The organism is Micromonospora sp. B006 (assembly GCF_003408515.1).
Lineage (GTDB): Bacteria > Actinomycetota > Actinomycetes > Mycobacteriales > Micromonosporaceae > Micromonospora > Micromonospora echinospora_A.
In genome coordinates, this window is record NZ_CP030865.1 from 6,977,896 (window position 1) to 6,990,802 (window position 12,907).

11 protein-coding genes are annotated in these 12,907 nt (G+C 73.1%); 5 read left to right on the top strand and 6 right to left on the bottom strand.

Annotation, left to right across the window (positions count from 1 at the left end; translation table 11 throughout):
* Positions 1-10 precede the first annotated feature (10 nt).
* On the bottom strand, positions 11-1,018 hold the full coding sequence (locus tag MicB006_RS31325; RefSeq protein WP_225980588.1) for an EamA family transporter: 1,008 nt from the start codon (positions 1,016-1,018) through the stop codon (positions 11-13).
* Positions 1,019-1,103: 85 nt separating this feature from the next.
* Here MicB006_RS31325 and MicB006_RS31330 point away from each other — a divergent pair, with 85 nt between their 5' ends.
* Both MicB006_RS31330 and MicB006_RS31335 read left to right on the top strand, forming a co-directional pair.
* Positions 1,104-1,898, top strand: a complete 795-nt coding sequence (locus MicB006_RS31330) for a flagellar basal body protein FliL (protein WP_116512015.1) — start codon at positions 1,104-1,106, stop codon at positions 1,896-1,898.
* Between the two features lie 144 nt (positions 1,899-2,042).
* Complete coding sequence (locus tag MicB006_RS31335) at positions 2,043-3,278, top strand: ATP-binding protein (protein WP_073831126.1); 1,236 nt, start codon at positions 2,043-2,045, stop codon at positions 3,276-3,278.
* A gap of 34 nt (positions 3,279-3,312) precedes the next feature.
* Here MicB006_RS31335 and MicB006_RS31340 read toward each other — a convergent pair whose 3' ends face one another.
* On the bottom strand, positions 3,313-3,861 hold the full coding sequence (locus MicB006_RS31340; protein ID WP_073831127.1) for a GNAT family N-acetyltransferase: 549 nt from the start codon (positions 3,859-3,861) through the stop codon (positions 3,313-3,315).
* A 135-nt stretch (positions 3,862-3,996) separates the two neighbouring features.
* On the opposite strand from MicB006_RS31340, the gene MicB006_RS31345 reads away from it, so the two are divergent.
* Together MicB006_RS31345 and MicB006_RS31350 are read left to right on the top strand one after the other, a co-directional pair.
* The gene (locus tag MicB006_RS31345) at positions 3,997-4,542 is read left to right on the top strand and encodes a DoxX family protein (RefSeq protein WP_116510963.1); all 546 of its coding nucleotides are present in this window, start codon (positions 3,997-3,999) and stop codon (positions 4,540-4,542) included.
* A gap of 205 nt (positions 4,543-4,747) precedes the next feature.
* The gene (locus MicB006_RS31350) at positions 4,748-6,169 is read left to right on the top strand and encodes a glycosyltransferase 87 family protein (protein ID WP_116510965.1); all 1,422 of its coding nucleotides are present in this window, start codon (positions 4,748-4,750) and stop codon (positions 6,167-6,169) included.
* A 29-nt stretch (positions 6,170-6,198) separates the two neighbouring features.
* Here MicB006_RS31350 and MicB006_RS31355 read toward each other — a convergent pair whose 3' ends face one another.
* From MicB006_RS31355 to moaC, 4 genes are read right to left on the bottom strand one after another with little or no spacing between them, the layout of a single operon-like run.
* Positions 6,199-6,663, bottom strand: coding sequence for a molybdenum cofactor biosynthesis protein MoaE (locus MicB006_RS31355; RefSeq protein WP_073831130.1), 465 nt, complete (start codon positions 6,661-6,663; stop codon positions 6,199-6,201).
* Positions 6,660-7,919, bottom strand: coding sequence for a molybdopterin molybdotransferase MoeA (locus MicB006_RS31360; protein ID WP_116510967.1), 1,260 nt, complete (start codon positions 7,917-7,919; stop codon positions 6,660-6,662). Before MicB006_RS31360 ends, MicB006_RS31355 begins: the two co-directional genes overlap by 4 nt.
* Positions 7,920-7,956: 37 nt before the next feature.
* On the bottom strand, positions 7,957-8,427 hold the full coding sequence (locus tag MicB006_RS31365; protein WP_116512017.1) for a molybdenum cofactor biosynthesis protein B: 471 nt from the start codon (positions 8,425-8,427) through the stop codon (positions 7,957-7,959).
* Positions 8,424-8,915, bottom strand: a complete 492-nt coding sequence (gene moaC / locus MicB006_RS31370) for a cyclic pyranopterin monophosphate synthase MoaC (RefSeq protein WP_116510968.1) — start codon at positions 8,913-8,915, stop codon at positions 8,424-8,426. The genes MicB006_RS31365 and moaC overlap by 4 nt, the downstream gene beginning before the upstream one ends.
* A gap of 1,417 nt (positions 8,916-10,332) precedes the next feature.
* On the opposite strand from moaC, the gene MicB006_RS31375 reads away from it, so the two are divergent.
* A complete protein-coding gene (locus MicB006_RS31375; protein WP_370013398.1) occupies positions 10,333-12,867 on the top strand; it encodes a putative bifunctional diguanylate cyclase/phosphodiesterase in 2,535 nt (844 codons plus the stop codon).
* Positions 12,868-12,907 lie beyond the last annotated feature (40 nt).

The window sequence follows — 12,907 nt, forward strand, 5'->3', positions numbered from 1 at the left end:
GGCCGGGACGCTACCGCCCGGCGGGTTCCCCGGCTGTCCCGTCGACGGCTGGTGGCGGAGACCGGCGGGGACGCTCGGTGCTCACCACCACCGCCACACCGACCACGATGACCGCGCCGCCCAGCAGCACCTGCGAGGTGATCGGCTCGGCGACGAACAGCGCGCCGAGCGCCACCGCGACCACCGGATTCACGTACGCGTACGTGGAGACCAGGGAGATCGGCGCGTGGGCGAGCAGCCAGACGTACGCGGTGAAGGCGACGAGCGAACCGGCCACCATCAGGTAGGCCAGCGCCGCCCAGGACCGCCCGGTCACCTCGGCGAAGCTGAAGCCGCGCAGCTCGCCACGGGCGACGCCGACCAGCGCGAGCACCGCCGCGCCAGCCGTCATCTCGTAGACGGTGGCCACGAACGGGTCGGCGGGCATCCGGATCCGCCCGGACAGGTACGAGCCGACCGACCAGCTCGTGGCGGCGGCGACCACCGTGAGCGCGCCGGCCACCGGCACGCCGTCCACCCCGTCGCGGGGCAGCACCAGCACGACGAGCCCGGCGAACCCGAGCGCCACCCCGGCGAACGTCCACGGCCGGGGCCGGTCCCCGCCCACGGTCCGCAGCAGCACCACCAGGAGCGGCACGGTGGCCACCAGCAGCGCGGCCACGCCCGAGGGCACAGCGGTTCCGGCCGGACCCGACTCGGCGAGCACCACCAGCCCGTTTCCGCCGGCGAGCAGCAGCACGCCGATCAGCGCGGCGGACCCGACACGGCGCGCGGGTACCCGCAACGCGCCGGGCCCGCGCCGCAGGCGCAGCACCACGGCGAGGACGAGAGCGGCGGCGGCGAACCGCATCGCGGCGGAGATCAGCGGCGGCAGCGACTCGACGGTGACCCGGATGCCCAGGTACGTCGAGCCCCAGAGCAGGTAGACCAGCACGAGTGCGGTCCAGATCAGGGCGGTGCGGGTCGGCGGCGTCGCGGAATCGACAGCGTTCGTCGCACTCGTGGGGCGTGAGCTCATCGAGGGACCACGCTACGGTGACCACGGCGTCGGCGTCCCCAGTTGGTGGCCGGCCTCTCAGCACTGGCGTACGCAGGAGGCGTTCATGTCGAACTTCGGTCCACCGGGCGGCGGCTCCCCCGACCCCTGGGGACGGCCCGACGACGGCTACGCCCCGCAGTCCGATCCCCGCTACGCCCCGCAGGGCGACCCTCGTTACGCCGGGCAACCCGACCCGCAGTACGGCCCGCCGCCGGGCGCGCGGCCGTACGGCCCACCCGAAGATCAGTACGGGCCGCCGACCCACCAGTACGGGCCCGCAGACCGGTACGGCCCGCCGGCGGATCAGTACGGGCCGCCGACGCAGCGCTACGAGCCGGGGCCGGCCTGGTCCCCCGGACCGGCGTACGGCGGGGAGCCACCGTACGCCGAGCCGACGCCGCCGAAGCGGGGCAAGGGCCCGCTGCTGGTGGTAGTGGTCGTGCTGGCGGTTCTGCTGCTCGGGGGCGCCGGGGCGTACTGGATGCTCGGCCGGGACGAGGAGAGTCCGACGGCCGGGACGACGGCGGCCACCGCGCCGGCCGCTGATCCGACCGAGGCGGCGCCGAGCGATCCGGCGGAGGCGACGCCCACGGCGCCGGCGCCGGCCTCCTCGACCGATCCGCGTTTCGTGAAGGCGGGCCAGTGCGTCGCCAACGAGGGCGGCGGCGGGCAGCCGAAGCTGGTGATCGCCGACTGCGCCCCGAAGACGTACGAGGTGCTGCGGCGCGTCGACGGCGCGACGAGCGGCAAGAAGGACGCGGAGGCGAAGTGCGGGAAGGTCGACGGTTACACCGACTGGTACTTCTTCGACAGTGAGCTGGACACGCTCGATTTCGTGCTCTGCCTGAAGCGCCGCTGAGGCTCCCCGGCCCGTCGGTAACCAAAACTAGGGCTGTCTAGCATCCACGCTAGACAGCCCTAGTTTTATGTCGAGGCCGACACGCGGTAGCCGCCTCTACGCACGTCTAGCCTGGTCGCTAGAGAACCCGATACTGTGCGATTCGTGGATCCGGTCCGCAATCCGTACGCGCCGGGCGCCGGCCAGCGCCCGCCCGAACTCGCCGGGCGGGGGCGGGAACTCGACGTGTTCGACGTGGTGCTGGAACGCATCGCGCGCGGCCGGCCCGAACGCAGCCTGATGCTCACCGGGCTGCGCGGCGTGGGCAAGACGGTCCTGCTCAACACGCTGCGGTCCGAGGCGATCAACCACCTCTGGGGCACCGGCAAGATCGAGGCGCGGCCGGACCAGTCGCTGCGCCGTCCGATCGCCGCCGCGCTGCACATGGCGGTCCGTGAACTGGCGCCCCGGCACCGCGCGCCGGATCGGATCGACGCCTTCCTCGGCGTACTCAAGGCGTTCGCGCAACGCTCCGCGCCCACCGGACGCGGTGGCGCGGCGCCCAAGCTGCGCGACCGCTGGCAGCCCGGCATCGACGTACCCGCGAGCAGCGGACGCGCCGACTCCGGCGACATCGAGATCGACCTGGTCGAGCTGCTCAGCGACGCGGCGGCGGTCGCCACCGACGTCGGCACCGGCATCGCGATCTTCATCGACGAGATGCAGGACGTCGGCGCCGAGGACGTCTCCGCGCTCTGCGCCGCCTGCCACGAGCTGTCCCAGCTCGGCGCGCCGCTCATCGTGGTGGGCGCGGGGCTGCCGCACCTGCCGGCCGTGCTCAGCGCCGCCAAGTCCTACTCGGAGCGGCTCTACCGCTACCAGCGCATCGACCGGCTCGACCGGATCGCCGCCGACCAGGCGCTCTGTGCGCCGGCCGAGCGGGAGGAGGTCGAGTACGAGCAGAAGGCCCTCGACCTGCTCTACGAGAAGTCCGGCGGCTACCCCTACTTCGTCCAGGCGTACGGCAAGGCCACCTGGGACCACGCGCCCCGCTCGCCGATCACCGCGGCGGACGTCCGCGTCGCCGCGCCCGAGGCGGAGGCGGAGCTGGCAGTGGGGTTCTTCGGTTCCCGGTTCGAGCGGGCCACCCCGGCCGAACGCGAATACATGCGGGCCATGGCGACGCTGGCGCTGGTGGACGGCGAGGACGCCGGCCGCGACGACATGGACGCCGCGGTGCCCACCGCCGAGATCGCCCGCGCGCTCGGCCGCAAGCCGGCCAGCCTCTCCCCGGCCCGCGACGCGCTCATCAAGAAGGGGCTGATCTACTCCGGGGAGCGGGGGACGGTGGCGTTCACCGTGCCGCACTTCGGCCGCTACCTGCGCACCCAGCCCACCTGACGGCTCAGGCCGCGCCGGCCCAGATGGCGTCGGCTCAGACCCGCGACCACGGTGGCGGGAAGACCACCTCGCCGGACGGGGGCGGCGGCTCCTCGCTCGCCGACGGCGGCAGCACCAGCGCCTGCCACGGCTCGCCCAGCCCGGACCAGGGGCTGGTCAGGCCCAGCCGGTCCGCCCGGCCGAACCCGAACCTCCGGTAGTACGCCGGGTCGCCCAGCACCACCACCAGCCGCTCGCCCAGCTCGGTGGCCGCGTCGAGCGCCGCCTGCACCGCCGCCGTGCCGTGACCGAGCCGCTGCCGGTGCCGCGCCACGGCCACCGGGCCCAGGGCCAGCGCCGGCCACACGCGGCCGTCGTCGGTGCGTACACCCACGCGCGTGAGCAGCGCGTACGCCACCACCTCGCCGCCGTACTCGGCGACCATGGCCAGCTCGGGAATCCATGCCGGGCTGTGCCGCAGCTCCTCGACCAAGCCGACCTCCGGCGGGGTGGCCACGTCGGGCCGGGCGAAGGCGGCGGCCAGCACCCGGGCCACCGCCGGCTCGTCGGCCGTGCCCTCCGGGCGTAGTCGCAGCGTCGTCACCCGCGCGACCTTACCGAACGCGACCGGTCCATCCGCGACTGTCGCTGAAATCGATACCGTCCGGACGTCCACGTCGGCCGATACCTTTCGTGTGTTGCGGGGATGGCGACGCCCGCGACGGGGTAAGACTGAGCCATGAAGCCTGTGCGCTCCCTCGCCCGAGTCATGTTGAGCGGCATCTTCGTGGTCAGCGGCGCCCGCAACCTGCAGAACCCGGAACGGCTGGTGCAGGCCGCGGAACCGGTCACCGGGAAGGTCGCCCCGCTGATCCGCAACGTCCACCCGCGCATCCCCACCGACACCGTGTCGCTCATCCGGGCCAACGCCGCCACCCAGCTCGTCGGCGGCCTGATGCTGGCCACCGGCCGGTTCACCCGCCCGGTGGCGCTGGTGCTCGCCGGCTCCCTGATCCCGACCACGGCCGCCGGTCACGCCTTCTGGAAGAACGACGACCCGGCGGCGCGCAACAACAACCAGGTCCACTTCCTGAAGAACCTCGGCCTGCTCGGTGGCCTCCTCCTCGCCGCCGCCGACACCGAGGGCAAGCCGGGGCTGCGCTGGCGCGCGGGCCACCGGATCGACCACTCGCGCCGGTCGGTCAAGCGTGCGGTCCGCACCGCGCGGCGCGACGCGAAGATCGCCGTACGCTCCGCGGCGACCGCCCGCAGAATGCCTGGCTGACAGCCCTTTCGTACGGCCACCACCCCCCGCAAGGCCACCAATCACCTGAACCGTCCGAGACCCGTTAACGCGGTGGAAATGTCGCAAACACGTGTGGGATCGGACACGGTCGCGTAACGCGGGAGGCAGCAACGTGAGGCGCCGTTCTAGGCTCCGTTCTGGACCTGGACGGGTACGACGACCTTGGTACGGGGGTGGCCACGCCATGCCGACGTCAGTCGGTAGACGGACCAACCGCCTCGCCCCGACCTCCCGCGTCGACCGCCGGACCGTCGTGCGCCTCGGCGTCGTCGCCACCGTGTCGTACGTCGCGTGGCTGGCCATCGGCGCCTTCGGACGGCCGTACAACTTCTTCGACATGAAGATCTACCACGGCGCGGTGGTGTGGTGGGCCAGCGGCAACGAGCTGTACGACTTCGTCGCGCCGTCGACCACACTGGGCTTCACCTACCCGCCGTTCGCCGGCCTGGTCATGCTGCCGATGTCCTGGCTGCCGGTCGACGGCGCCGGTTTCGTCAACGCGCTGGCGAGCATCGGCGCGCTCGCGGTCGTCCTGGCGGCGCTGCTGCGCCCCATCGTGGACCGGCTCGGCTGGCCGCTCTGGTTCACCGTCGGCATCGCCACCCCGCTCGCGGTGGCCATCGAGCCGTCCCGGGAGACGCTCGGCTACGGCCAGGTCAACCTGCTGCTGTTCGCGCTGATCATGGCCGACATGGTGGGCCTGCGTTGGCGCGCCAAGCGGGGCACTCACCACGAGACCGCCGACTCGCCGCTGGCCCGGTTCGTCTACAGCGGCGCCTGGGCGGGCGTCGGCATCGGGCTCGCGACCGCCGTCAAGCTCACCCCGGCGCTGTTCGTCGCCTACCTGATGCTCACCCGGCAGTGGCGGGCCGCGCTCACCGCTGTCGGCACCACGATCGGCGTGACCATCGCGTCGTTCGGTGTGGTCGGCGAGGAGTCCCGCGCCTACTTCACGAGCGTGCTGTGGCAGACCGAGCGGGTCGGTGCGGCGGACATGACCGCCAACCAGTCCCTCGCCGGGCTGCTGGCGCGGCTCTACGACTCGATCGAGACGCCCGGTCTGCTCTGGCTCGCCTTCTCGGTGCTGCTCCTGGCGCTGGGCCTGTCCCGGGCGATCAGCGCCCGCGCCGACGGCGACGAGCTGACCGCGTTCACACTCGTCGGGCTCACCGCCAACGTGATCAGCCCGATCTCCTGGTCGCACCACCTGATCTGGGTCATCCCGGCGATCATCGTGCTGGCCGACGCCGCGGTACGCCGCCGCGACGCCAGCCGTGGCCTGCCCCTGCGCGGCAGCGGGCCCTCCGCCAACGGGGTGCCCGCGCTGCGCCCGCCCATCTGGTACCCGACGCTCACCGGGCTCCGCCACGGCGCGGGCGCGCTCGGGCTCTACCTGCTGTTCCTGATCTCACCGATCTGGCCGTACGAGCACCAGCTCCCCGAGGTGTCCCACTACCAGGACGGCCTGTTCGGCGCGCTCATGGAGAACTCCCTGGCCATCGCGCTGATCGTGCTGGTCGCGGCGCTGCCGTGGCGTCCGGGCGCCGAGCCCGCGTTCTACCACGACCGGTTGAGCCGCGGCGGCGCGCTCGCCGCCCGGCGCTGAGCCTCGCGCCGCCGCCCGGCGCTGAGCCCTCAGGGGCAGTTCACCCATTCCTCGGTGCCGTCGTCGAAGACCTGCCGCTTCCAGATCGGCAGCCGCGCCTTGACCTCGTCGACCAGCCGTGCGCACGCGGCGAACGCCGCCGCCCGGTGCGCCGTGCTGACCGACGCCACCAGCGCCACGTCGCCGATCTCCAGCGGGCCGATCCGGTGCGACACCGCGACCGCGTACACCGCCGGGTCGGCGGCGACCTCGGCCGCCACCTCGCGCAGCACCGCCTCGGCGGTGGGGTGGCCCTCGTACTCCAGACGGGTGACCCCCCGCCCGTGGTCGTGGTCGCGAACCACGCCCTGGAAGGACACCACCGCGCCGGCCCGGCGGTCGGCGACCGCCGCCTCGTGCGCGGCCAGGTCGAGCGGCCGGTCGGTCACCGCGCCGAGCACCACGCCTGCCTCCACAGTCACGACGTCTCCCGTCGGCTCGTTCGTCGCGCTCATCCGGCACGCTCCCCGGGGGTCAGCGGCAGCGGCACGAGCGGCACCCGGTCGCCGGCCGCACCGCTGGTGCCGGGCCGGATCACCGCGAAACCGTCCGCGCCCGCCAGACCCCGCAGCATGGCCGAGCCGACGTGCCGCACCGGGTACGCGGTGCCGGCGATCCGGTCCCAGCGGGCCAGCGCCAGATGGGTGTAGTCGCCGCGCCCGGGAATCGGCTCGGCCAGCGTCACGTGCGGCAGCACCGGCATCGGCCGGCCGGTGAGGCCGGCGAGCAGCGGCGCGACGAGCGACACGAGCGCCACCACCGCGGACTGCGGGTTGCCGGGCAGACCGGCCACGAACCGCACCCGCCCGTCGTCGTCCACCAGCCGGGCGAGCAGCATCGGGAAGCCCGGGCGCACCGCCACCGTGTTGACCACGTAGTCGGCGCCGAGCGCCTCCAGCGTCGGGTGCAGGTGATCGACCGGCCCGTGCATGGTGCCGCCGGTGGTACAGACCAGGTCGGCGTTGGCGAGCGCGCCACGCAACGCCGCCACGTGCGCGGGAAGCGTGTCGGCGACCGGGCCGACCACGTCGGCCGTACGCACCTGGCAGCCGTAGCGGCGCAGCCAGGCGGGCACCGACGGGCCGAGCGCGTCGCGGACCCGGCCCGCGCCCGGCGGACCCGAGGTGAGCAGCTCGTCGCCGAAGACCAGCAGCGCGGCCCGGGGCGGGCGGCGGACCCGCAGCGTGTCGTGCCCGCAGGAGGCGGCCAGGCCGATCACCGCCGGATCCACAGGCGTGCCGGCGGGCAGCAGCTCCTCCCCGACGTTCGCCTCCTCGCCCGGTTCCCGCCACTCCGGCTGGGTACGGGGCGTGCCGGTCACCCGGCCGTCCGCCGTGCGGGCCGAATCCTCGATCCGCAGGATCGCGGTCGTGCCCTCGGGAACCATCGCGCCGGTGGCGATCTCGACAGTGGTGCCGTCGGCCTCCAGCGGCGGCGTGGTGTGCCCGGCGAGCACCCGCCCGACCACCCGCCACGGCCCCGGCCCACGCACCGCCCAGCCGTCCACGCTGGACGTGGGGAACGCCGGCAGGTCGGTACGCGTCGTCAGCGGCTCGGCCAGGGTGTGCCCGTCGGCCTCGGCCAGCGGGCGGGCGACTGCGGGGAGCGCGGCGGACAGGCCCACCGCGTACACCCGGGAGCGGGCCTCCTCCCACCCGGCCGGGGGTGGCGTGGCCGCCTCGGCCGCGGCGGCTTCGGTTTCCGTGCTCATCCGGCGAGCCTAACGCCGGGGCACGCGGCCCGCGGGTTCAGTGGTCGCCGCCGCGAAGCTGGTCGACGGCGTGCCGCAGGATCGGCCCGAGCACCGCCAGGCCGTCGCGGGCGCCGCCCCGCGAACCGGGCAGGTTGACCACGAGCGTCCGGCCGGTCACCCCGGCCAGCCCTCGGGACAGCGCCGCGGCCGGCACGGTGTCGCGGCTGTACGCGCGGATCGCCTCGGCGATGCCGGGGATCTCGTAGTCGAGCAGCGCGCGGGTCACCTCGGGCGTGCGATCGGTCGGGGTGATGCCGGTGCCGCCGCTGGTCAGCACCACGTCGACGCGCTCCTCGCGGGCGGCGAGCAGCGCCTGACCGACCGGGTCGCCGTCCGGCACCACCACCGGCGGGTCGACCTCGCAGCCCAGCTCGCGCAGGCCGGTCACGAGCAGCGGGCCGCTGGTGTCCTCGTACACCCCGGCGGCGGCCCGGTTGGAGGCCACGATCACCCGGGCCCGGATCACGGCCGGTCCTCCGGCCGGACCCACTCGCCGGTCTTGCCGCCCTCCTTGCGGAGCACCCGGACGGCCTCCACCGAGGCGGCCGGGTCGACCGCCTTGACCATGTCGACCAGGGCGAGGCCGGCGACCGCCACCGCGGTCAGCGCCTCCATCTCGACGCCCGTGCGGTCGGCGGTCTTCGCGGTGGCGGTGATCTCCACCGTGTCGGCGGTGAGGTCGAGGTCGACGGTGACGCCGTGCAGCGCGATCGGGTGGCAGAGCGGGATCAGGTCGGGCGTGCGCTTGGCGCCCATGATGCCGGCGAGCCGGCCGACGGCGAGCGCGTCGCCCTTGGGCAGGCCGTCACGGTGCAGCAGCTCGACCACCTCGGCGGTGGTGCGGAGCCGGCCGGCGGCGACCGCGAGCCGGCCCGAGACCGGCTTGGCGGAGACGTCGACCATCCCGGCCGCGCCGGCCGGGTCGACGTGGGTGAGCTGCGCGGGTTCGGTCACGGCCCGACCCTATCCGCCGGGTACGACGAGCGCGGCCGTCGGCGGGGAGGAGCGCCGCTGCTATCGGGTGTCCGCAGCGTTGTCGAGCACCACAATCGCCGATCTCATGGCCACTTCCCGTCGCCACATCTCCAATCGATCGGGCAGTTCCATCGGTATCCGGCCGGTCGGCACACCCATTTGGCGAAGCAGGATGTCAAGCGCTGCGGCAGGCTCGTCCACGTGTCCTCGGTGTGTCCGAGCAGGCCGGCCGCGAGGTACGTGCAGGGCACGTGTCGTCTTGCCGCAGCCCGCCGTGCCGTCGATCAGGCGGATCGTCGGGCCGCTCCCGGATCGCTCGCCCACGTCGTGCAATAAGCGATCGACAATTTCCTTCCGACCGACGAAGTCCGGCACTGTGCGCGGCAGCCAGTCGCGCTTGTGAGTGCCTTTCTGAATTTGTTTCCGCGTCGTGTCCGGAGTCGGGGAGCCGTCGACGGGCGAGCGCGGCGGCGCCCCGTAGCTGCTCCATCTCCTCGCTGGGGTGGCACACCCAGTTCGTCGGTGCGGGCCTCGCGCGGTAGACGGCCGCCACGTCCTCCGGCAACGGGACCGCCTACGCCGGCTCTCCCGCTCGCATCAACCCCCGGGCGTGGCGCCACCGCGCGGTCAGCCGGTACAGGTTGCCGACGTACCTCCGGACATCGGCGATCGCGGAGCGGGGCGGATCGTCGGCCCACAACTCGTCCAGCAGGTCGTGCATCGGGAGCCAAGTGCTGTTCGGGGGTGCCGAGCGAGAGATCCGCGGCGCCGAGCCGCACCGCCAGACCGCCGACAACGTGGATTTCCATGCTGCGGTTCCGGCCTCAGTCGGCTCTTGCCCGCGCCAGGCCGCGGCGTAATCGATTGCCACAAAGCCGATGCCCTCGCCAAGGCCCCTCCGGTCCTCATCCGACCCGACCGCAGAAGCCGCCCAAAGCACGGTTGTAATGTTTCGCCGCCGCGACGACGCTACAGGCGACGTAAGCCACCTCGGCCAATCTGATGGCGCTGAGCGACTGCGCGGGTACGTGAAGGAGACGATCGGCTCCGCTCCGCACACCGCCCGTGGACAGAACGTCATTTAATCGGCGATACTTACTTATATTGCGCATACCGACATTAATTCTTTCGAACCAGTCGGATATCCCCTAATCTGCCTTCAGGCAGTACGGCGCCCATAGGCGCCAAGAAGGCACAGGACGACCGGCGGGCAATTCGCGAAATCAGACCGAAGTAACGGCTTCGGTCCACCGCGATTCCGCCCCGTAGCGAATCCGAAGGGGGCAGCACAATGCGCAGCACCGAATGGGGATGAGTTTCCTGAGTTTCCCGGCCACGGGCGAAGCGGTAGGCTGCCGCTCATCGCATATCGACGGTGAGCGGCGGGTGACTCCGGTTGAGCCGAGCGACGGAAAGCCGAACGGCTGTCGACTCGCGCCTGCGCGGGATCGTCTACACGTTGGTCGCGGGGGCGACGATCGTCGCCCTCACCGCGATCTTCTCCGCCCGCACGCAACACCCTGACTCCGCACGTGACTTCGTCACCGTCACAGCCCTCGTGCTGACGGTGACGCTGGCCACCGTCATCAAGACACGCCTACGGATCCGCTCGACCACCTTCTACTTCGCCTGGGTCGAGACCGCGATCGTCATCGGCCTCGCCGTCGCTCCGCCCTCGTGGGTCATCCTGGCCACCGGGATCGGGGTGGCATGCGGATCGGTGACCCGCCTCGCCCCCATCAAGGTGGCATTCGCCATCGCGAAGCACACACTGGTGGCCGGCGGAGCCACAGTCGCCGCACTGGCCCTGGGCAGCGCCTGGCCACCCCGCGAGCCGCTCGGCATCGTCGTGCTGCTGGGATTCGTCTACCTGGTGGCCGCGATCCTCGACGACGTCCTCGCGATCCCGGTCATCGCGCTCGCCTCCCGCACGCCCGTCCTCCGGCAGTTCCGCGACGACCTCGACCTCCGCATCGCCGGCTTCGGCCTGCGGTTCCTGGTGGCCGCCTGCACCGTACTCATCCTGCGGGTCGACCCCCGGCTGCTGCCCGCCGTACCGGCACTGGTGCTCAGCCTCCACCTGGCCTACTCCAGTCGGATCCGGACCCGCACCGAACAGCAGGCGTGGCAACGCCTCGCCCGCGCCACCGACGCGCTCAACGTGGTCGACCTCGACCAGGTGCTGACCACCGCCGTCACCGAAGCCAGCGAACTCTTCTCCGCCGACGAGATCGAGATCGAACTGCGCGAGGGCGGACGCACCGTCCGCGGCAACGCCGCAGGCATCGCGTACGACGGAACGTCGCCCCGGCCCAGCGACATCGACGGCCGGGTCATGCCGGTCGCGCTGGAAGGCCACAACCGCACCGACGACCTCGGCGTGCTGCGGCTGCGGTTCGCCGGGCCGGTCGAGCTCTCCGAGCGGGAGCAGTACACCCTGCGTACCTTCGCCTCCGCCCTGTGCACCGCGGTCCGCAACGCCCAGGCGTACGCCGAACTCGCCCGCATCGCAGAGGACCACGCCTACGCCGCCACCCACGACGCCCTCACCGGCCTGTCCAACCGGCGTCATTTGCTGGACGAGGGCAGCGCCCAGCTCACCACCCGGCACGCCGACGGCGTCACCGCGCTGGTGCTGATCGACCTCAACCACTTCAAGGAAGTGAACGACACCCTCGGCCACGGCGCCGGCGACCGGGTGCTGATCCAGGTCGCCGAGCGGCTGCGCGACGCCGCCCGCCCCGACGACCTGGTCGCCCGGCTCGGCGGGGACGAGTTCGCCGTGCTGCTGCGCGGCCTGCCCGCCCCGGCCGTCGCCTCCCACCGCGCCGAGGCCCTGCTCAACGCCCTGCACGACCCGCTCGACGTGGACGGCATGCGGATCAGCGTGGAGGCCAGCGGCGGCATCGCCGTCGCCCCCGCCACCGGCGGGATGCCCGAGTTGCTGCGCCGCGCCGACGTGGCCATGTACCAGGCCAAACGCGCCGGCCAACGCCTCGCCACCTACGCGCCCGCCCGCGACACCGCCGACCTGAGCCGGCTCACCCTCGGCGGTGAACTGCCCCGCGCCGTCGCCGACCATGAATTCACAGTCAACTTCCAGCCCATCGTCGACCTCGGCAGCGGCGAGGTGATCGGCGCGGAGGCCCTGGCCCGCTGGCACCACCCCACCCACGGGCTCATCGACCCGCTGCGCTTCCTCGAAGCGGTGGAACGCTCCGGACTGCTGCCCGCGTTCGCCGAGGCGATCCTCGACCAGGCGCTCATCGCCGCCGGCTCCTGGCGCGACGCCGGCTTCGACCTGCCCGTCTCGGTCAACGTGTCCCCCCGCAGCCTGCTCGACGCCCGTTTCCCCGGCGCGGTGCTGGCCCGGCTGCGCGCCCACGACCTCCCACCGGACCGGCTCGTGCTGGAACTGACCGAGACGCTCACGCTCAGCCAGCTCGACGTGGTCGACCGCGTCCTCAGCCGGCTGCGCGACTCCGGCGTCCGCCTGGCGCTCGACGACTTCGGCACCGGATACTCGTCGCTCTCCCTGCTCTCCCGCATCCCCGTGCACGAACTGAAGATCGACCGCAGCTTCGTCACCGCCATGGAGACCGCGCCCGAGGCCGCCGCCGTCATCCGCTCCACCCTCGACCTCGGCCGCAGCCTCAACCTCACAGTCGTCGCCGAGGGCGTCGAGAGCGAACCCCAGCGCCGCGCCCTCTGGGAACTCGGCTGCGCCGCCGGCCAGGGCCACCTGTTCGCCCGGCCACTGCCCGCCGGCGCGCTGCTCGCCAGCCTCCAACGCGGCCACGGCGGGCGGACCGGCGCGCTCGCACCCGCACTGCACGACGCGGGCGCCGTGATCCGCCTCCCCGGACGCCGCGCCGGCGGTGCCCGCACCCGCCCCAACCCGGCCGCCGCCGGCGACTCCCGGCAACCCTGACCCCGCCGGGCCACCGCGCCGGTCTGCCAGACTGGCCCGC